Source organism: Roseateles sp. FW301-B2 (assembly GCF_058788955.1).
In genome coordinates this window covers 1-19,660 of the sequence record NZ_JBYTBE010000009.1, presented here as the reverse complement: position 1 = coordinate 19,660, position 19,660 = coordinate 1, and the positions used below count along the sequence as shown (strand labels likewise).

Genomic DNA, 19,660 nt, shown 5'->3' with positions numbered 1-19,660 from the left:
GATTCAGGCCTGGGGAGGCAGGGTGTCGACGAAGCTCGGCCGCTGGCTCAGCTTGTCGTAGAGCTTGGCCAGATTGGCATGCTCGGCGCGCCAATCGATGGCGGGGAAACGGAAGTCGAGATAGCCCAGCGCACAGCCGACCGAGATATCGGCCAGCGAGAAATGATTGCCCGAACACCAGGCCCTGTCGGCCTGACCATGTCCCAGGCCGGCACTCATGGCCTTGAGCGCCGCCATCACCTTGTCCATCTGGCGCTGCACCCAGGCCTGGCTGCGCTGCTCGGCGCTGCGCCCGCCCCAGGTCTGCTCCAGGCGCGCCAGGATGGCGGCGTCCAGCAGGCCATCGGCCAGCGCTTCCCAGGTACGCACCTCGGTGCGCTCGCGGCCGCGCTCGGGGATCAGTTTGCCCACCGGCGACAGGGTGTCCACGTATTCGACGATGACGCGCGAATCAAACACCGCGCCGGTGATCGAGTCCTGCCCCTCCATCACTAGGCAAGGCACCTTGCCCAGCGGGTTGACCTTCATGATGGCGTCGCTCGCCCACACATCCTCCAGCACGAGTTGATAGTCGAGCTTCTTCTCCGCCATCACGATGCGGACCTTGCGGACGTAGGGGCTGGTGAGTGATCCGATGAGCTTCATGACTGCGAGGTGTGCGTTGCGGCGCGATTCTAGCGAACGGTCCGTTGCACGATAGGCTGTACACCGGGGCTGAACTAGTGCAGGCAAACTCGCCTTGTCAGCCTCCCCACGCTTGGGCCACACTCTTGCCCGCACCCATCAGAGGTGCCGACAAATCGTCGTCCAAGCGATATTCAACGAGGGAGGCTCGATGAACAACAACAACGACCGCAACGCGGCCGATTCGACCCTGGGCAATCTGTCCGGCTGGCCACATTCGCAGTACCGCAAACGCAAGCTCGACGTGGCCTTCACCGGCTCGGGCAGCGAGTACTTCCGCATCTGGATCGTCAACCTGCTGCTCAGCCTGGTGACCCTGGGGCTCTATCTACCCTTCGCCAAGGCGCGGCGGCTGAGCTATTTCTACAGCAACACGCTGATCGATGGCCAGGCCCTGGGCTTCCATGGCGACCCCTGGAAGATGTTGCGCGGCTTCTTGCTGCTGGCGGTGCTGACGCTGGCCTATGGCTTCGCCGCGCGTTTCTCGCCGCTGAGCGCCATGGCCGCCTTTGCGCTGCTGTGCGGATTGTGGCCGGCGCTCTGGCGCGCCGGCCTTCAGTTTCGCCTCGCCAACACCAGCTGGCGTGGCCTGCGACTGGGCTTCACCGGCAGCAGCGCCGGCGCCTATGCGGCCCTGCTGCCGCTTTATGTGCCGGCCCTGCTGATGGTGGCCGGGCAATTCCTGTTTGCGCCGGAGCGCCCCGATCCCCGCGCGCCCTTGCCACCCCTGTTGGGGCTCAGCATGGCGGCCGGCCTCCTGCTGATGCTGCTCATGCTGCCCTGGGGCATGGCACGCATCAAGCGCTACCAGCATGGCGGCTATATCTATGCCGACCAGCAGACCGAACTCACGGTGCCAACGCGACGTTTCTATGGCCTCGGCCTCAAGGCGCTGTTGCTGACCCTGCTGCCGCTGGCGCTGCTGGGTGCGCTGGCCACCATCGCCGTGGCCGTCTACAAGCCCCTGCTGTTCTGGATGATGCTGGCGTTGCCGCTCGCCTATCTGCTGTACTTTGCGCTCATAACCCCCTATGTGAGCGCGCGCCTGCAGAACCTGGTCTGGAACGGCACCGCCTCGGAGTTGCTGCAATTGCAAAGCGATCTGCCGGCGCGCCCGCTGGCCTGGCTGACGCTGAAGAACTGGCTGCTCACCGCCCTCACCCTGGGCCTGTACCGCCCCTTCGCGGCCGTGCACACCGCGCGCATGCGTTTGCAGGCCATGAGCCTGATGGTGGAGGGTGATCTCGACGGCTGGGTGGCACGCCAGAGCATTGCGCAGGACGATGCCGCCGGCGACGCCGCGGGCGACTTCTTCGGCATCGACATGGGCTTGTGAGCATGGCGCCACGCCTGCAGCTCGAGTACTTCGATGGCCGCAGCGCGCGCCCGCAGCGGGCCGAGATCCAGCTGCAGGATGGCCAGTTGCAACTGGCCTGCGGCCTGCAACACCACCAATACCCGCTAGGCAGCGTGCGCTGGCCCGAGCGCCAGCGCCATGGCCAGCGCCAGGCCCTGCTGCCCGATGGCGGCGTGCTCAGCTGTGCCGATGCCGCACGCTGGGACGACTGGGCGCGCGCCTCCGGCCTGCGCGACAGCCTGACGGTGCGCTGGATGCAGAACTGGCGCCTGGTCGGCACCGCCCTGGCCCTGCTGCTGGCCGTGCTGCTGCTGGCCTGGCGCTGGGGCCTGCCGCTGGCCACCGAAGAGGCCCTGCGCTGGCTGCCGCCGGCGCTCGAGCAGCAGATCGGCGGCCAGGCCCTGGCGCAGCTGGAGTCGCATTGGTTGCGCCCCAGCGAATTGCCGCCCGCCGAGCAGGACGCGCTGCGCCAGCGCTTTGCCGCCCTGGTGGCGCAAGCCCATCCGCCGGGCCAGGCGCCGGCCTACCAATTGCACTTCCGCGCCGCATCCACCGCACTGGGACCGAATGCCTTTGCCTTGCCGGGCGGCGCCATCGTGCTCACCGACGCCCTGGTGCAGCTGATGCGCGACCGTCCGGAAGCCGTGCTGGGCGTGCTGGCGCATGAGCTGGGCCATGTGCGGCAGCGCCACGGCCTGCGTCTGGCGGTGCAGGCCAGCCTGGTAAGCGCCGCGGCCGGCCTGGTGGTGGGTGATTTCTCCGCTCTGCTGGCGGGCGTGCCCGCGTTGCTGACCCAGCAGGCCTATTCACGCGACTTCGAGCGCGAAGCCGATGCCGAGGCGCGCCGCTGCCTGCTTGCGGCCGGCATCTCGCCGCACGTGATGCTGGATTTCTTCGAGCGCCTTGCGCAACAGCGCCAACATGCCGCCAGCCTGCCGATCGCCTTCTCCAGCCATCCGGCGGATACCGAACGCAAGCGCTTCTTCAGCGAGCCTCCATGACGTATCAAGGGCCCGCCAAGCGGGCCCTTGATACGTCATGGGGCAGCAGCGCCGGCCCTCAGCGGCGGCGGCGCCGTACGGTCAAGCCCAGCACGCCCAGGCCGCCGAGCATCAGCGCCATGCTGGCCGGTTCCGGCACCACCGCGGCCACCTGGATCAGCTGGCCGCGCACCGCCCCGGCGGGATTCAGGCTGGTGTGGACATTGGCATAGGCCAGCCCGCCCTGCAGCATGTCCAGGAAGGACATGGCCGGATGGCCGGCATTGGTGCCCGACGCCGAGGTGGCCGGAATGCTGGGCGCGGCAATGCCGCTGCCGCCCACCAGCAGGGTGCTGCCGGCGTTCAGGGAACTGAAGGGAGCCGTGTCCAGGAACACGCGCACCGGGCCGGACTCCGTGACGCTGGCCGCGCCATGGATATGGAAGCCCGTCGCCGCCGTGCCGCCAGGGCCACCACTGAGCCCGAACACCGCCATCGAGAAGTCGTAGGTATCGTCCAGCAGCGACGCCGTGCCATGGTCGTCGTAGAACAGCGTGGCGATCCCGGTGGCGGTGGCCGTGGACACCGTGCCCACCTCGTTGGCGCTGTTGAGGCTGGCATTGAACTGGTAGACCGTGGCCTGTGCCGCCAGTGGCAGGGCGCCAAGGGCACTGAACAAGGCGAGAGCGGCGATTCGGATACGCATGCGAGGCTCCTGGGGAAACAGCGCGGCGCCGGCGGCTGCCGGTGGACCTGAACCACGGGTTATACCTAGACGCGCCACGATCACCAGCCCTAGTTCAAGGGAAGGCCAGGGGCTTATCCCAGGCTCCAGTCGACCGAGGCCGGCCGCCCCGGCAGGCTGAGCCGGGCCTCGGCCGGCGCCATCCGGCTCAGCACCTGCCCGCGGCGCACCACCAGCAGGCGCTGGGCGCGCAGGCGTATCGCCTCCACCGGGTCACGCGCCTGCAGCAGCACGAAATCGGCATGGCAGCCCGGTGCCAGGCCATAGCCGTCCAGGCCCAGCACGCGCGCGTTGTTCGTCGTCACCGCATCGAAGCAGGCGCGCATGCCCGCCTGCGAGGTCAGCTGGGCCACGTGCAGGCCCATGCTGGCCACCTCCAGCATGTCGGCACTGCCCAGGCTGTACCAGGGGTCGAGCACGCAATCATGGCCAAAGCCGACATTGATGCCGGCCGCCATCAGCTCCGGCACGCGCGTCATGCCGCGGCGCTTCGGGTAGCTGTCGTGGCGGCCCTGCAGCGTGATGTTGATGAGCGGATTCGCCACCGCGTGCAGCTGCGCCTCGGCCATCAGCGGGATCAGCTTGGAGACGTAGTAGTTGTCCATCGAGTGCATGGAGGTGAGATGCGAGCCCGTCACCCGCCCCTGCAGGCCCAGGCGCTGGGTCTCGCTGGCCAGGGTCTCGACATGGCGCGAGAGCGGGTCGTCGCTCTCGTCGCAATGCATGTCCACGCGCAGGCCGCGCTCGGCCGCGAGCTCGCACAGCAGCCTTACGCTGGCAGCGCCATCGCTCATGGTGCGCTCGAAATGCGGGATGCCGCCCACCACGTCCACGCCCATGTCGAGCGCGCGCCGCAGATTCGCCAGTGCAGCGGGGGCACGCAGCACGCCGTCCTGCGGGAAGGCCACTAGCTGCAGGTCCAGATAGGGCTGCACGCGCTCGCGCACATGCAAGAGCGCCTCCACCGCCAGCAGGCGCTCGTCGCACACGTCGACATGGCTGCGTATCGCCAGCAGCCCCTTCGCCACCGCCCAGTCACAGTAGCGCAGCGCCCGCTCCACCAGCGCCTCCTGGGTCAGGCGGGGCTTCAGCTCGCCCCACAAGGCGATGCCCTCCAGCAGGGTGCCGCTCTGGTTCACGCGCGGCAGGCCGTAGCTGAGCGTGGCATCCATATGGAAGTGCGCATCCACAAAGGGCGGGCTGAGCAGCCAGCCGCCACCGTCCAGCAGCTCCACGCCCTCGGGCACGGGCAATTGCGGGCCGATGGCGGCGATGCGGCCGGCTTGCACCAGCAGGTCCTGGCCGACGCGGCCGTCGGGAAGGCAGATATTGCGTATCAGCATGAGGGCCAGCCTAGCACCAGATTCATGTAGACAAATTATTCTAGACAAGTCGTTCTAGAACAATTATTCTGCGTTCCATGCAAGACCTGACCCCACCGCGCAAACCCACCGCCGCCGAGCTGGACCTGCTGCGCACGCTCTGGCGCATCGGCCCGGCCACGGCCAAGCAGGCGCACGAGGCCTTGCAGAGCGAGCGCCCCGACGCGACCTATGCCACCGTGCTGCGCCAGCTGCAGATCATGCATGGCAAGGGCCTGCTGACGCGCGACGAGAGCCAGCGCTCGCATGTCTATGCCAGCGCCCAGGCGCAGGACCAGCTGCAGACCCATCTGCTCAAGGACCTCATTGCCAAGGCCTTCTCGGGCTCGGGCAAGGCCCTGGTGATGGCGGCGCTGAAGGGTCATGTGAGCAAGAAGGAGCGCGACGAGATCCAGCAGTTCCTGCATGGCGACGAGGCCCCGAAGCGATGAGCGCGCTGCTGGACACGCTGGCCGCCCTGTGGATACCGGCCCTGGGCCTGACCCTGCTGCACTTCGTCTGGCAGGGCCTGCTGCTGGGCCTGGCCGTCGCCCTGCTGCTGGCCCTGCTGCGCCAGGCCAGCCCGCGCCATCGCTATGCCCTGTGCGGTGTGGCGCTGCTGCTGTGCCTGCTGCTGCCGCTGGCGCAGCTCGGCTGGCTGCTGCAGCGGGCGGCCGAGCCGGGCGCCCTGCGGGCCGCGGCCGAACTCGAACTCGAAGCTCCCGACTGGTGGCAGACCCTGCAGGCCCGCCTGCCCGAGCTGGTGCTGGCCTGGAGCCTGGGCGTGGCCCTGATGGCCTCGCGCCTGGGTCTGGGCCTGGCCTGGGTGGCGCGGCTGCGCCGGCAGGCCCGTCAGGTCGACCTCGCCTGGCAGGCGCGCCTGGACGAGCTGGCCGCGCGCCTGGGCCTGCGCCGGCCGGTGGCCCTGCGCGTGCTGGCCCAGTTGGAGAGCCCGCTCACCGTGGGCTGGTGGCGCCCCATGGTGCTGGTGCCCGCCAGCCTCATCAGCGGCATGCCCGCGCCCCTGCTCGAGGCGCTCTTGGCCCATGAGCTGGCCCATGTGCGCCGGCTCGACTACCTCGTCAATCTGCTGCAGGGCGGGGTGGAGTCCCTGCTGTTCTTCCACCCGGTGGTGTGGTGGCTGTCGAACCGCATGCGCGCCGAACGCGAGCAGGTGGCCGACGAGATCGCTGCCCAGGCCCTGGGCGAACCACGCCGTCTGGCCCTGGCCCTGCATGCACTCAGCCAGCTGCAGGCCGAGGCCCTCCGTCATCCCCAACTCTCCCTGTCCGCCCGAGGAGGCGATTTGCTCAAACGCATACACCGACTGGCCGCTCCCGGCCACCAGACCCCCAGCTGGAAGCTGGCCCTGCCCGCCCTGGCCCTGGCCTTCACCAGCCTGCTGGTGCAGGCCAATGGCAGCAAGCCTGCGGCGGACAACGCCGGCAGGCGCTCGGCCGGCAGCGTCACCGTCCAGCCCGCCGAGTACGCCTTCCAGCTGCCGGTGAACGCCAAGCATGCCCTGGTGCTGGAAGACGGCACCGGCAAGGTGCTGATGGAAAAGAACGCCGACGCGGTGGTGCCGATCGCCTCGCTCACCAAGCTGATGACGGCCATGGTGGTGCTGGATGCCAAGCCCGACATGAACGAGAAGATCCGCATCGCGCAGGAGGATGTGGACACGCTCAAGCACAGCGCCTCGCGGGTGCGGGTGGGCGCCGAGATGACGCGCCTGGCCGCCCTCAAGCTGGCCCTGATGTCCTCGGAGAACCGCGCCGCCGCCGCGCTGGCGCGCACCTACCCGGGCGGGCTGGCCGGTTTCACGCAAGCCGTGCAGGCCAAGATCCGCAGCCTCGGCCTGAGCCATACGGCGATCGCCGAACCCACCGGCCTCTCGCCCGCCAACACCTCGACGGCGATGGAAGTGGCCAAGATCGCCAATGCCGCGGCGCGCTACCCCGAGATCAGCCAGATCACCAGCGACAAGAAGGACGTGGTGCCGGTCAACGGCCGCCCGCGCGAGGTGCACAACACCAACCGCCTGGTGGGCGCCAAGGGCTGGGACATCCAGCTCTCCAAGACCGGCTACACCGAGGAAGCCGGCCGCTGCCTGACCATGCGTATGACCAGCGCCGGCAAGCCCGTCACCGTGGTGCTGCTGGACGCCGACGGCTCCGCCCAACGCCTGCGTGACGCGGCCAAGATCCGCCAGTCGCTCGCCAAGCTGCACTCCTGACTCCCGATCCAAGCAGCCACGCCGGCCGCGACAGCGGCCAGGCGTGGCCGCTGCATTGCCCGCCCATGCTCAAGCGACTCGTCATCCCCGCCCTGCCGGCCCTGGCGCTCAGCGCCTGCTGCCTGACGGCGCAGGGCGCCGAATACCCCAGCTACCAGCTGGAGCGCACCGAGGTGCGCCCGCTGCGCGCCACCGCCCTGCAGCGCGATTACCAGCTCTTCGTGAGCCTGCCGGCCGGCTACGAGAGCGAATCTCAGCGCCTTTATCCGGTGCTCTTCACCGCCGACGCCGACTATGGCTTCCCACTGCTGCGCAGCATCGCCAAGCGCGTCGGCGACCATGGCAGGGGCTTGCAGGACTTCATCCTGGTGGGCCTTTCCTACGCCCAGGGCGACAGCCCCACGCTCAGCCGCAACCGCGACTACACCCCCGTACCCAGGCCCGGCAGCGCCGCGGCCTATGGCGGGGCCGAACCCTACCGCCGCTACCTGGCCGAGCAGGTGCTGCCCTATGTGGCCCGGAACTTTCGCGCCGACATGGGCCAGGCCAGCTTTCTCGGCCATTCCTACGGTGCCTTGCTGGGCTGCCACATCCTGCTGACGAGCCCCGGCCTGTTTCAGCGCTACATCCTCAGCAGCCCATCGCTCTGGTACGAGGACCACCTGATGTTCAAGCGTGCGCGCGCGCGGCTGGCGGCCCAGGGCGAACTGCCGGCCGAGGTGCTGCTGCTGGCCGGCGCGCTGGAGCGGCCGCAAGGTTCGCGCACGGAGGGCGACGACATTGCGGGCGACATCCGGCGTTTCGAAACGCTGCTGAAAGCGGCACGGCCGCCAGGCCTGCAAGTCCAGTCGCAAGTGATCGCGGACGAAGACCACCTCAGCGTGGCGCCCAGCGCCTACACGCGCGGCCTGCGCTGGGCCTTGGCGCCGGGCCGCCAGCGCTGAGCGGCGCCGCGCCAGCTGCTATGGTGCGGGCAGAGGAGAACCCGCCATGAAACGCGTCAGCCTGCGCCACGTGCGCGAATCCGATCTGGCCCTGCTGATCCAGCAAGCCGCCCACACCGAGTGGCGCGGCGAGTTCGAGTCCGCCCGCATGAACGGCGAGCAGTCGATCCGCAAGCGCTTTGCCGAGGACGGCTTTTCCAGCGACGCCGCCGAGCGCCTGCTGGTGTGCGACGAAGGCGGCGTGGTGATCGGCAGCGTCTCGCATTTCAACGCACATCGCTATTCGACCGCACGCGAGATCGGCTGGGCCATCCACGACCCGGCGCTGCGCGGCCAGGGCTATGGCACGGCCGCCGCGCGCGCCCTGGTCGACTACCTGTTCCTGAACTTCGAGAACCTGCACCGCCTCTGCTGCAACACCGCGCCCGGCAACCTGGGCTCGCGCCGCATCGCCGAGAAGGCCGGGCTGCGCTACGAGGGCCTGCTGCGCGGCGTGATCTTCATCCGCGGCGCCTACCAGGACGGCGCGGTGTACGGCATGCTGCGGCCCGATTGGGAGCAGCTGCGCGCTACTGAAAGCCGTAGCGGCGCTTGAGCTCGTCGACCAGGGCCTTGTTGTTCTTCATGAAGTCGCGGAACCGCGCGATCACCTCGGGGTGCTTGAACGAGGCCAGGTAGTGGAAGTCGCTGGCATGCGGCAGGTCGGGGTCGTAGACCGCCGGCGCGCGCGCATCGCGCGCCACGTCGCGCCAGTAATGTTCGGCCACGCGCGTGTTCATGTAGGCAGCATCGACATGGCCGCGCGCCAGCTTTTCATACAGCTTGTCGTAGCGGGCCGATTCCTCCAGCCGCATCGCGCCCGAGTTCACCAGCTGCTGATAGGGATAGGGCGTGAAGCCCAAGGGGATGCCCAGGGTCCTGATGCGCGCCAGCGGCTTGCCCTTGTCGCTCTGGCGCACCAGCACCCCGTCGGTGAACTCCAGCACCGGCGCGTAGCTGATGTGGCGCCCCTGCTTCAGCACCGTCACCCAGTTCGGGTTGTCTGGGAAGGACAGGTCCAGCTCGCCGCGCACAAACATGGCATCGCGGCGCTTCAAGGGCAGCACCTGATAGACGAACTCGTAGCCCTGGGACTTGGCGAAGGCATCCAGCACATCGCGGCCCAGGCCGCGGTACTCGCCCTGCTTGTACTCGGAATAGGGCAGGTAGTTCTCATAGTCCTGCACCCCCACGGTGTAGCTGGGCGCCTGCGCGGCGGCGTTCGCGGCCCAGCCGCAGCACAGGCTTAGGGCAAGCATTCCGAGGCGGGACATGGCGGCTCTCCTGGCAGCATGGCATCCAACGACGCCACCAGTGTTCCACGCGCCCCCGCCGACTTCAAGCCATGTGGCCGGGCAGCAATCTCACATGGGTATAGGCCGGGCTCTCGGCCACCGGCGCAAAGCCGCAGCGCGCCCAGAATGCGGCCGAGCCGGCGCTCTGCGTGTTGACATGCAGGCGCTCGAACTGGCCCTGCGCGGCCGCCAGCACGGCCGCGAACAACCGCCGTGCGCAGCCCAGCCCGCGGTAATCGGGATGCACATAGAAGCGCCGCATGCGCGCCGCGCCGCGCCGGCCCGGTGCCGGCTCCAGGTTCAGGCCGCCCACCGCCACCCACTGGCCCTGGGCGTTCTGCAAGCCCCACAGCGATTCGCCGGGGCGATCGAAGCGGTTCGCGCCGCTGCGCCAGTCGTCCAGCAGCCGGCCCAGCATCTGCTGGCCCTCGGCCTTGCTGGCGGCCAGCAGCGGCGCCCAGGCCAACCTGTCCATCTCATGCACGCGCATCAGGCGCAGCGAGCCATCCAAAGCCATGATCCGTTCGAACTTCTCTGGTGCGAAAAGCTGCGAATTAAGCAGTTGTGCCGCGGCACTGTCATTGGGGTAAGGCCCGACTTTGTGCGCTAGCCCTAAAATCCCCGGGTTTTTCCCGATCGATCCACCAGCCGCGGCCTGCCGCCGTCCCCTGCCATGAACCTTTCCGCACTCTCCGCCCTCTCGCCCCTGGACGGCCGCTACGCCTCGCGCGTGGCCGCCCTGCGTCCGCTGCTGTCGGAGTTTGGCCTGATGCACCGCCGCGTGCAGGTCGAGGTGGAATGGTTCATCGCCCTGTCGGACGCCGGCTTCGACGAATTCAAGCCGCTCTCTGAGGCCGCGCGCGGTCTGCTGCGCGGCCTGGTGGCGCGCTTCTCCGAGGCCGATGCCCAGGCCATCAAGGACATCGAGAAGACCACCAACCACGATGTCAAGGCGGTGGAGTACTGGATCAAGTCGCGCTTCGACGCGAATGCGGAGCTGAAGGCGGCCGGCGAGTTCGTGCACTTCGCCTGCACCAGCGAGGACATCAACAACACCAGCCACGGCCTGATGCTGAAGGCCGCGCGCGCCGAGGTGCTGCTGCCCACGGTGGACCGCATCATCGACAAGCTCGCCGCCATGGCCCATGCCCTGGCCGCCACGCCGATGCTGAGCCGCACCCATGGCCAGACCGCCAGCCCCACCACGGTGGGCAAGGAGATCGCCAATGTGGTGGCGCGCCTGCGCGGTGCCCGTGCGCGCATCGCCGACGTCAAGCTGCTGGCCAAGATGAACGGCGCGGTGGGCAACTACAACGCCCACCTGAGCGCCTGGCCCGAGCATGACTGGGAGGCCTTCAGCCAGCGCGTCATCGAGGGCCCGCTGGGGCTGACGTTCAACCCCTACACCATCCAGATCGAGCCGCACGACTACATGGCCGAGCTGTTCGACGCGGTGACGCGCACCAACACCATCCTGATCGACTGGTCGCGCGATGTCTGGGGCTATGTGTCGCTGGGCTATTTCAAGCAGCGCACCAAGGCCGGCGAGATCGGCAGCTCGACCATGCCGCACAAGGTGAATCCGATCGACTTCGAGAACGCCGAGGGCAATTTCGGCCTCGCCAACGCGGTGCTGACGCACCTGAGCCAGAAGCTGCCGATCAGCCGCTGGCAGCGCGACCTGACCGACTCCACGGTGCTGCGCAATATGGGCGTGGCGCTGGGCTACGCGGTGCTGGGCTACGACTCGCTGCTGAAGGGCCTGGACAAGCTCGAGATCAACGAGGCCGCGCTGGCCGACGACCTCGACAGCGCCTGGGAAGTGCTGGCCGAGCCGATCCAGACGGTGATGCGCCGCTACGCCCTGCCCAACCCCTACGAGCGCCTGAAGGAACTGACGCGCGGCAAGGCCATCACGGCCGAGTCGATCCGCGCCTTCATCGCCACGCTGGAACTGCCCGAGGCCGAGAAGGCACGCCTGCTGGCCATGACCCCGGGCAGCTACACCGGCCGCGCCGAGGCCCTGGCCAAGCGCATCTGAGCACGCGGGCGGCTGCGCCTCAGCGCAGCACGCCCTTGCCCAGCCACTGCCCCCACACCGCCAGGCTGACGCGCTGTTCGGCCACGCCGGGATAGCCGGCCAGGGCGGCCTCCAGCGCCGCACTGTCGGTGCTGCGCGCGAACAGGATTTCGCCCACCGGCCCCTGCTGCGGGCTGTACCAGGCGCCGATGCGGCCGCCGTCCAGCAGCCCCTGCAGATGCGCGCGCCGCGCCTCGGCCTCGCCCTGGGCGGGGGTGGCGACCTCCCGGCCCAGCAGCACGATGCGCACCTCCTCGATGCCGTTCGGATCGATGCCCTCGTGGTGCAAGGCCCGGTTGATCGTGACCGGCTGGGCATTCACCGTCATATAGCCCTCGCGCACGTATTCATCGGGCTGGAAGTAGCTCAGCAGCTCGTCCAGCGAGGCGGCCTTCACCACCACGATGCCGCGCTTGACGCGCGCCGGGTCGCGCAGCGGGCCGGCGGCGAACAGCTTGCCCTCGGCGAACAGGCGCTTGAAGTTCTCGATATGGCCGCGCTGCATCGCCTCCACCGCGGCCTTGTCGGGCGGTGTGGGCTTGCCGGTCTCGAAGAAGATGAACCAGTCCTGCCGGGTCGCTTGTGCCTGCGCGACAGGCCATGAAAGAAACGCCGGGGCAAGCAGCAGGGAGCGACGTTGCATGATGATGAGTCCGAGGCGGTGGAGGTCGAGCCATTGTGGGGCGCGGTGCCGCCTTGCAGCAAGCCTCGCCTACACTGCCGCGCGATGCCGCCCACCCCGTCAGCCAGCCCGCCTGCGCAAGCCCATGCCCAGCGCATGAACCGCGTGCTGGACCATATCGACCGCCACCTCGACCAGCCCCTGGATCTGGCCGCGCTGGCGGCGGTGGCGCATTTCTCGCCCTATCACTTCCACCGCCTGTTCGCCGCCTGGATGGGCGAGACCCTGGGCGACTACCTGCGCCGCCGGCGCCTCGAGGTGGCCGCGCTGATGCTGGCGGGGCAAGCGCCAGACACCGGTGCTGACGGTGGCGCTGGAGGTGGGCTTCGGCTCGGGCGAGGCGCTGGCGCGTGCCTTCAAGCTGCATTTCGGCCAGAGCCCGAGCGCCTGGCGGCGCGCCACGCCGCAGCGCTGGGCCGCGGAGTTGCAGGCGCGATTCCGCAATCCCGGTCAGGCGGAGCGCAAGCCCGATCAGGCGCCGGACGCGGCCTGGCCCGAGCATGGGCGCTCCCATCCACAGGAGGACCGTCCGATGCAAGTCAGCATCCAGCAACTGCCCGCGACCCGCGTCGCCTATATGCGCCATATCGGCCCCTACGGGCCTGACGTCGCCCGCTTCTGGAGCAAGACCTTTCTGCCCTGGCGCGCCGCCCAGGGGCTGGAGCAGGCGGCCTGCTTCGGCATCGGCCACGACGACCCCAGCGTGGCCAGGCCCGACAAATGCCGCTACGACGCCTGCGTCGCGGTGCCCGCCGACTTCAAGGCCGCCGCGGCGGTGAGCCTGGCCGAGCTGCCCGGCGGCCGCTATGCGGTGGCGCGCTTCGAGGGCCGCGGCAGCGACATCAGCCGCGCCTGGACCGAGTTGCTGCGCGACTGGCTGCCCGCCAGCGGCCTGCAGATCGACGGCCGCCCCTGCTTTGAGCATTACCCGCCGGGCGCACGCCACGACCCCGCCACCGGCGTGTTCGAGTGCGAGATCTGCATTCCCGTGCGGTAGTCGTCTGACAGCGGCCCTGCGGGGGCTTTTACGGGGATGGGGCGCGCGGCCTTTGCCGCAGAATCGCCCCGTCGCCAAACGCGCCCCCGGCGCCAGCCCTGCCCCCATGCCCGTCCAGGATCCCGGCTCCCCGCCCATCACCAGCGATGTCAACGCGCAGTTGGTGCAGGCCTTGCGCGAGCGCGAGCTGCTGCTGGAGAACGCCGGCGTCGGCATCGTGTTCGTGAAGCAGCGCACCATCCTGCAGTGCAACCAGCGCTACGCCGAGATCTTCGGCTTCGACAGCCCGCAGGCGATCGCCGGCACCAGCGTCAAGTCCATCTATCCGGACGAGTCCGACTACCGGCAGCTCGGCGCCGAGGCCTATCCGGTGATGGCCACCGGCCAGCGCTTCAAGACCGAGCGCCTGATGAAGCGCGTCTCGGGTCCGCTGTTCTGGTGCAGCCTGACCGGCCGCCTGATCAACCCGGACGATCCGGCCGAGGGCTCGATCTGGATCGTCGACGACATCGACGAGCAAAAGCGCGCCGAGGCCGCGCTGCAGGCCATCACCGCCGAGCAGCAGCTGATCTTCGACCATGCCATGGTGGGCATCGTGTTCCTGCGCGAGCGCCGCGTGACGCGCTGCAACCGCGCCTTCGAAGAGCTGTTCGGCTACGCGCCGGGCGAGCTGGACGGCAGCTCCTCGCGCCAGTGGTATCTCAGCGATGCCGCCTGGGAAGAGGCCGGCCAGCGCTGCTACGAGCCCTTCAGCCAGGGCCGTGCCTTCCAGGGCGAGATGGAGCTGCGCAAGAAGGACGGTTCGCCGCTGCTGTGCGAGATACGCAGCAAGGCGATCGACGCCGGCGACCTGTCGCAGGGCTCGATCTGGATCACCATGGACATCTCGGCGCGCAAGCTGGCCGAGGCCGCGCTGGTGCGCGCCAAGGGCGAGCTGGAGCATCTGGTGGACAAGCGCACGCGCCAGCTCAGCCAGACGGTACAGGCGCTGGAGCAGAAGATCCATGAGCAGCAGGCGGCCGAGGCGCATATCCAGCGCCTGGCGCATTTCGATGCCCTCACCGGCCTGCCGAATCGCGTGCTGCTGAACGACCGCGCCGGCCAGGCGATCGAGATCGCGCGCCGCCATGGCGAGACGCTGGCGGTGCTGTTCCTCGACCTCGACCATTTCAAGAAGGTCAACGACTCGCTGGGCCACCGCGTCGGCGATGAGCTACTGCGCCAGCTGGCGGCGCGGCTCAAGGGCGCCGTGCGCGAGCAGGACACGGTCTCGCGCCTGGGCGGCGACGAGTTCATCCTGGTGCTGCCCGGCACCGACATGCAGGGCGCCACCCATGTCGCGGTGAAGGTGATGGAGCTGGCGGCCCTGCCCTTCCAGATCGAGCAGAACGAGCTGGCGGTGACGCCCTCGATCGGCATCGCGCTGTTCCCCGGCGACGGCGAGGATTTCGACACCTTGTGCAAATGCGCGGACACCGCCATGTACCGCGCCAAGCGCGATGGCCGCAACGCGCTGCGCTTCTTCACCGGCGAGATGCAGGCCCAGTCGGTGCGCGCGCTGACGCTGGAAAACGCGCTGCGCCGCGCGCTCGAGCGCGAGCAGCTGGCACTGCACTACCAGCCCCAGGTGGAGCTGCTGAGCGGCCGCGTGATCGGCGCCGAGGCCTTGCTGCGCTGGTGCCATCCCGAGCTGGGCGCGATCTCGCCGACCGAGTTCATCCCGGTGGCCGAGAGCTGCGGCCTGATCCTGCCGATCGGCGAATGGGTGCTGCGCAGCGCGGTGCAGCAGCTGCGCCGCTGGATGGACGCGGGCCTGGGCGAGCTGACCATGGCGGTGAACCTCTCCTCGGTACAGTTCCGCCATGCCGATCTGCCGGCGCTGGTGAGCCGCATCCTGGACGAGGCCGGCGTGCCCGCGCGGCTGCTGGAGCTGGAACTCACCGAGGGCGTGGCGATGGTGGACCCGCTGGGCGCGATCGCGGTGATGAACGATCTGCACGCGCGCGGCATCCGCCTGTCCATCGACGATTTCGGCACCGGCTATTCCTCGCTCAGCTATCTGAAGAAGTTCCGCGTCTACAAGCTCAAGATCGACCAGAGCTTCGTGCGCGACCTCACCGACGATCCGGAAGACCGTGCCATCGTCAGCGCCATCATCAGCATGGCCGGCAGCCTGGGCCTGCAGACGATTGCCGAGGGCGTGGAGACGGTCGGCCAGCTGGCCTATCTGCGCGAGCGCGGCTGCACCGAGGTGCAGGGCTATCACTTCAGCCGGCCGCTGGCGGCGGCAGACTTCGAGCGCTATGTACGCGGCGGATCTCGCGGCTGATCCCCAGCATCGGCGTCCAGCAGCCCGTACTTGCGGATCTTGTCGCTGAGCGTGGTCTTGGGCGTGCGCAGGGCCTGGGCGCTGCGCGCGATATTGCCGCCCTGGCGGCGCAGCTCCTCGCGTATCAGGCTGCGCTCGAAGTCCTCCACCGTTTCGGCCAGCGAGAGCGCGCCGGCGGGCGTCTCGGGCGCGGCCGCATCGTCCAGCACAGCGCCCAGCACGTCGCTGCGCACGCCCAGCACCAGGCAATCGGCCACATTGCGCAGCTCGCGCACATTGCCGGGCCAGGGGTGGGCCATCAGGCGGTGCAGCTGGGCGGCGCTGACGCTGGGCACGGCCAGGCCGTAGCGGCTCGCCGCCAGCAGCATGAAATGCTCCAGCAGCAGCGGGATGTCCTCGCGCCGCTCGCGCAGCGGCGGCAGGTCGATGCTCACCACCTTGAGGCGGTAATAGAGGTCGCTGCGGAAGCTGCCCTGCTGGGCGCGCTGCAGCAGATCGTCCTTGCTGGCCGCCACCACGCGGCAGTCCACCGGGATGCGCTGGTTGGAGCCCAGGCGCTCGATCTGGCGCTCCTGCAGCACGCGCAGGAGCTTGATCTGCACCGCCATCGGCATGCTCTCGACCTCGTCGAGGAAGAGCGTGCCGCCGTTGGCATGCTCGATCTTGCCGATGCGGCGCTTCTGCGCGCCGGTGAAGGCGCCGGGCTCATGGCCGAACAGCTCGCTGTCGAGCAGGCTTTCGGGCAGGCCGCCGCAGTTCAGCGCCACCAGGGGCGCCTGGCGCCGGCTCGAGAGCTCGTGCAGGGCCTGGGCCACCAGCTCCTTGCCGCTGCCGGTCTCGCCGCGTATCAGCACGTCCACCGCCGATGGGGCCACGCGCGAGACCAGCTGGCGCACCGCCTCGATCTGCGGCGAGCGCCCCACCAGCTTGCCGGCCACGCCCTCGCGCAGCGCCAGCGCCTGGCGCAGGCTGAGCACTTCCAGCGTCAGGCGGCGTTTCTCCATGGCGCGCCGCACCACCTCCACCAGATGCTCGGGCGAGAAGGGCTTGGGGATGAAGTCGTAGGCGCCGCTGCGCATCGCCTCCACCGCCAGGCTGACGTCGCCATGGCCGGTGATCATGATGACGGGCAGGTCAGCATCCAGCTCGCGGCAATGCCGCACCAGCGTGAGGCCGTCGGCGCCGGGCAGGCGCATATCGGTCACCACCACGCCGGCAAAGCCGGCGGCGAGCAGGGGCCGCGCGGCCTCCACCGAACCCAGCGCCTGCACGCGCAGGCCGGCCAGCTGCAGCGCCTGCACGCAGCCCAGCTGCATATGCAGATCGTCTTCAATCAGCAGGACGGAGAGTTCGAGGCTCATGAGGAAGTGTCAAGCGGAAGATGGCGCCGCCATCGGGGTGGTTCAGGGCCTCCAGCTCGCCACCGCCCTCGCGGGCGATGTCGCGCGAGATCGCCAGCCCCAGGCCCAGGCCCACGCCCGCCGCCTTGGTGGTGAAGAAGGGCTCGAACAGGCGGCCCAGCGTGGCCTCGTCGAGGCCGGGCCCATTGTCACGCACCGCGATCCACACGCCCTCGGTGCTGCGGCCGGCGTCCAGCCAGAGGCGGCGATCCTCGCGGCCCTGCATCGCGTCGAGCGCATTGCCGATCAGGTTGACCAGCACCTGCTCGAGGCGGTTGGCATCGAACCAGGCCTGCAGCTGGCCGGGCTCGAGCTCGCGCTGCAGCGTCACCTGCTCCTGGCGCAGCCGCTGGTCGTAGAGGAACAGCGCATTGCTGAGGGCCTGGCCGACATCGCAGCGCACCGGCTGCGCGCGGCTCTTGCGCGCAAAGCCCTTGAGCGGCTGGATGATCTGGCCCATCTGGTCGGCCAGCCGGGTGAGGATCTGCAGATTGCCCTGCACCGAGGCAAGGTCGTCGCGCCGCATGAATTCCAGCGCATTGCCGGCCAGGGTGCGGATCGCCCCCAGCGGCTGGGCCAGCTCGTGGGTGATGCCGGTGGCGAGCTGGCCCAGCGCCGCCATCTTGCCGGCATGCACCAGCTCGTCCTGGGCCTGGCGCAGGGTGGCCTCGGCCTGCTGGCGTTCGGCCACCTCGCGCTGCAGGCGCCGGTTCGCCTCCGCCAAGGCCTGCTGGCGCTGCAGGCGGCGGCGCTGCTGCACGATCAGGCCCAGCAGCAGCACGATGCCCACCCCCAGGCCGCCCAGCAGACCCATGCCGAGGGCATCCTGGCGTACCGGCGCGAGATCGCTGAACATCAGCAGGCGCCAGTCCATGCCGTTGAGGGTGCGCCCCAGCACCAGCATGGGCCGGCCGGCGGCGGCCGGCGCGGCACCATCGCCCTGGCGCAGGCCATGCGGCAACACGCCCTCCAGCACCTGGCTGTCCTCGTCGATGCGCAGGTCCACGCGCAAGGGGAAGCGCGGCAGGCTCTGGCCCGCATACAGGCGCGCGAGCTGCAGGTCGATGCGCTGCTCCAGGCTGGGCTCGGCCAGGCGGGTGTAGCGCCAGGCCGGCTCGGAGGAGAGGATCACCACCTGGTTGGAATCCGCCAGCAGGGCCGGCGAGCCCAGCGTGTCCCAGGCCGCGTTGATGGGCTCCAGGCTGATCTTGATGGCGGCCACGCCGGCCACGCGCGCGCCGTCGTGGATGGGGTGCGAGACAAAGTAGCCGGGGCGGCCGTCGCGCGCGTCGATGGCGAAATGCCGGCCCACGCGGCCCGACAGGGCTTCCAGGAAGAAGGGGCGGAAGGAGAGGTCCTCGCCCTGCATGCCGGCATCGCTGCTGGCCAGCACCAGACCGCGCTCGTTGAGCACGAACACGCTGAGGCTGCCCAGGTGCGCGTTGAGGCGGCGCACATAGAGATCGGCGGCGGCCTGGCGCGCCGCCGACTGCGGCTCGCGCAGCAGGGCCAGCACCTCGGGGCTCAGCTGGACGGTGGCGGGCGCGGCCTCGTGGCGCTGGATCACGCCCTCGACCGCGGCCGCGAACAGCTCCAGCTGGTGATTCGCCTCGCGCCTGAGCGCCTCGGTCCCCTGGCGCTCGCTGGCGTCGAAGGACAGCCAGCCCGCGCCCAGCACCGCGGCCAACGCGAGCAAGGCCAGGGTCAGGCCTTGCCAGGACGGGCGGCGCAGCTTCATTCAGGCATTCAATCAATCAATGGTTCAGGATCTTGGAGAGGAAATCCTTGGCGCGCGGCGAGCGCGCCTCCGGGTTGCCGAAGAACTCGTCGCGCGTGCAGTCCTCGACGATTCTGCCAGCGTCCATGAAGATCACCCGGTGGCTGACCTTCTTGGCAAACCCCATCTCGTGCGTCACGCACATCATGGTCATGCCCTCGTGCGCCAGCTGCACCATCACATCCAGCACCTCGCCCACCATCTCCGGGTCCAGCGCCGAGGTCGGCTCGTCGAACAGCATCACGATCGGGTCCATCGAGAGTGCGCGCGCAATCGCCACGCGCTGCTGCTGCCCGCCCGAGAGCTGGCCTGGGAATTTGTCCTTGTGCGCCATCAGCCCCACGCGGTCCAGCATCTTGAGGCCGCGTGCCTTGGCGTCATCCAGGCTGCGCCCCAGCACCTTGACCTGCGCGATGGTGAGGTTCTCGGTCACCGAGAGGTGCGGGAACAGCTCGAAATGCTGGAACACCATGCCCACGCGCGAGCGCAGCTTGGGCAGGTTGGTCTTGGGGTCGGCGATCGAGATGCCGTCCACCACGATGTCGCCCTTCTGGAAGGGCTCCAGCGCGTTGACGGTCTTGATCAGCGTGGACTTGCCCGAGCCCGAGGGCCCGCACACCACCACCACCTCGCCCTTGGCAATGGTGGTGGAGCAGTCGGTCAGCACCTGGAAGGGGCCGTACCACTTGGAGACGTTCTGGATATCGATCATGGCCATCTGCCTTAGCGAATGATTTGGATCTTCTGCTGCAGG

Annotated in this window: 18 protein-coding genes and 1 pseudogene; 10 read left to right on the top strand and 9 right to left on the bottom strand. The window is 69.2% G+C overall.

The features are described 5' to 3' along the window. Window positions 1-3 precede the first annotated feature (3 nt). The gene (locus tag AC3WQY_RS08280) at window positions 4-645 is read right to left on the bottom strand and encodes a glutathione S-transferase C-terminal domain-containing protein (protein ID WP_492707360.1); all 642 of its coding nucleotides are present in this window, start codon (window positions 643-645) and stop codon (window positions 4-6) included. Between the two features lie 190 nt (window positions 646-835). Between AC3WQY_RS08280 and AC3WQY_RS08275 the strand changes: the two genes are divergently transcribed. Then, window positions 836-2,020, top strand: a complete 1,185-nt coding sequence (locus tag AC3WQY_RS08275) for a YjgN family protein (RefSeq protein ID WP_492707359.1) — start codon at window positions 836-838, stop codon at window positions 2,018-2,020. A gap of 2 nt (window positions 2,021-2,022) precedes the next feature. Then, window positions 2,023-3,042: a M48 family metallopeptidase gene (locus tag AC3WQY_RS08270; protein WP_492707357.1), complete on the top strand. Its 1,020-nt coding sequence runs from the start codon at window positions 2,023-2,025 to the stop codon at window positions 3,040-3,042. Between the two features lie 58 nt (window positions 3,043-3,100). On the opposite strand, the gene AC3WQY_RS08265 is transcribed toward AC3WQY_RS08270, so the two are convergent. Both AC3WQY_RS08265 and AC3WQY_RS08260 read right to left on the bottom strand, forming a co-directional pair. Next, window positions 3,101-3,727, bottom strand: coding sequence for a CHRD domain-containing protein (locus AC3WQY_RS08265; protein WP_492707355.1), 627 nt, complete (start codon window positions 3,725-3,727; stop codon window positions 3,101-3,103). A 113-nt stretch (window positions 3,728-3,840) separates the two neighbouring features. Further along, the gene (locus AC3WQY_RS08260) at window positions 3,841-5,109 is read right to left on the bottom strand and encodes an amidohydrolase family protein (RefSeq protein WP_492707353.1); all 1,269 of its coding nucleotides are present in this window, start codon (window positions 5,107-5,109) and stop codon (window positions 3,841-3,843) included. A gap of 77 nt (window positions 5,110-5,186) precedes the next feature. Between AC3WQY_RS08260 and AC3WQY_RS08255 the strand changes: the two genes are divergently transcribed. The 4 genes from AC3WQY_RS08255 (at window position 5,187) to AC3WQY_RS08240 (ending at window position 8,902) form a co-directional block, all read left to right on the top strand. After that, window positions 5,187-5,579, top strand: a complete 393-nt coding sequence (locus AC3WQY_RS08255; RefSeq protein WP_285234128.1) for a BlaI/MecI/CopY family transcriptional regulator — start codon at window positions 5,187-5,189, stop codon at window positions 5,577-5,579. Then, window positions 5,576-7,363 (top strand): M56 family metallopeptidase, encoded by a 1,788-nt coding sequence (locus AC3WQY_RS08250; protein WP_492707351.1) that lies wholly within the window; start codon window positions 5,576-5,578, stop codon window positions 7,361-7,363. The genes AC3WQY_RS08255 and AC3WQY_RS08250 overlap by 4 nt, the downstream gene beginning before the upstream one ends. A gap of 65 nt (window positions 7,364-7,428) precedes the next feature. Further along, a complete protein-coding gene (locus tag AC3WQY_RS08245) occupies window positions 7,429-8,307 on the top strand; it encodes an alpha/beta hydrolase (protein ID WP_492707349.1) in 879 nt (292 codons plus the stop codon). Window positions 8,308-8,353: 46 nt separating this feature from the next. Continuing rightward, a complete protein-coding gene (locus AC3WQY_RS08240; protein WP_492707347.1) occupies window positions 8,354-8,902 on the top strand; it encodes a GNAT family N-acetyltransferase in 549 nt (182 codons plus the stop codon). Here AC3WQY_RS08240 and AC3WQY_RS08235 read toward each other — a convergent pair. Together AC3WQY_RS08235 and AC3WQY_RS08230 are read right to left on the bottom strand one after the other, a co-directional pair. Beyond that, on the bottom strand, window positions 8,877-9,620 hold the full coding sequence (locus AC3WQY_RS08235; protein WP_492707345.1) for a substrate-binding periplasmic protein: 744 nt from the start codon (window positions 9,618-9,620) through the stop codon (window positions 8,877-8,879). The two genes, AC3WQY_RS08240 and AC3WQY_RS08235, sit on opposite strands and share 26 nt — an antisense overlap. Window positions 9,621-9,684: 64 nt before the next feature. Then, window positions 9,685-10,158: a GNAT family N-acetyltransferase gene (locus tag AC3WQY_RS08230; RefSeq protein ID WP_492707343.1), complete on the bottom strand. Its 474-nt coding sequence runs from the start codon at window positions 10,156-10,158 to the stop codon at window positions 9,685-9,687. 156 nt (window positions 10,159-10,314) lie between these two features. Here AC3WQY_RS08230 and purB point away from each other — a divergent pair, with 156 nt between their 5' ends. After that, window positions 10,315-11,682 carry an adenylosuccinate lyase gene (gene purB, locus AC3WQY_RS08225; protein WP_285234133.1) on the top strand — a complete coding sequence of 456 codons (1,368 nt, stop codon included), beginning with the start codon at window positions 10,315-10,317 and terminating at the stop codon, window positions 11,680-11,682. A gap of 19 nt (window positions 11,683-11,701) precedes the next feature. Here purB and AC3WQY_RS08220 read toward each other — a convergent pair whose 3' ends face one another. Next, window positions 11,702-12,364, bottom strand: a complete 663-nt coding sequence (locus AC3WQY_RS08220; RefSeq protein WP_492707340.1) for a YciI family protein — start codon at window positions 12,362-12,364, stop codon at window positions 11,702-11,704. An 84-nt stretch (window positions 12,365-12,448) separates the two neighbouring features. On the opposite strand from AC3WQY_RS08220, the pseudogene AC3WQY_RS08215 reads away from it, so the two are divergent. From AC3WQY_RS08215 to AC3WQY_RS08205, 3 genes and pseudogenes are all read left to right on the top strand, one after another. Further along, window positions 12,449-12,586 (top strand): annotated as a pseudogene (locus AC3WQY_RS08215) (AraC family transcriptional regulator); the annotation flags it as partial. Between the two features lie 115 nt (window positions 12,587-12,701). Next, the gene (locus tag AC3WQY_RS08210; protein ID WP_492707338.1) at window positions 12,702-13,400 is read left to right on the top strand and encodes an AraC family transcriptional regulator; all 699 of its coding nucleotides are present in this window, start codon (window positions 12,702-12,704) and stop codon (window positions 13,398-13,400) included. Window positions 13,401-13,506: 106 nt separating this feature from the next. Next, a complete protein-coding gene (locus AC3WQY_RS08205) occupies window positions 13,507-15,729 on the top strand; it encodes a putative bifunctional diguanylate cyclase/phosphodiesterase (RefSeq protein ID WP_492707336.1) in 2,223 nt (740 codons plus the stop codon). On the opposite strand, the gene AC3WQY_RS08200 is transcribed toward AC3WQY_RS08205, so the two are convergent. Genes AC3WQY_RS08200 through AC3WQY_RS08190 form a run of 3 tightly spaced genes read right to left on the bottom strand, consistent with a single transcriptional unit; the run spans window position 15,702 to window position 19,618 of the window. After that, window positions 15,702-17,090, bottom strand: coding sequence for a sigma-54-dependent transcriptional regulator (locus tag AC3WQY_RS08200; protein ID WP_492707334.1), 1,389 nt, complete (start codon window positions 17,088-17,090; stop codon window positions 15,702-15,704). The genes AC3WQY_RS08205 and AC3WQY_RS08200 overlap by 28 nt on opposite strands. Next, window positions 17,059-18,867, bottom strand: a complete 1,809-nt coding sequence (locus AC3WQY_RS08195) for a sensor histidine kinase (RefSeq protein ID WP_492707332.1) — start codon at window positions 18,865-18,867, stop codon at window positions 17,059-17,061. Before AC3WQY_RS08195 ends, AC3WQY_RS08200 begins: the two co-directional genes overlap by 32 nt. 16 nt (window positions 18,868-18,883) lie before the next feature. Then, window positions 18,884-19,618 carry an amino acid ABC transporter ATP-binding protein gene (locus AC3WQY_RS08190; RefSeq protein ID WP_492707330.1) on the bottom strand — a complete coding sequence of 245 codons (735 nt, stop codon included), beginning with the start codon at window positions 19,616-19,618 and terminating at the stop codon, window positions 18,884-18,886. Window positions 19,619-19,660: the final 42 nt, after the last annotated feature.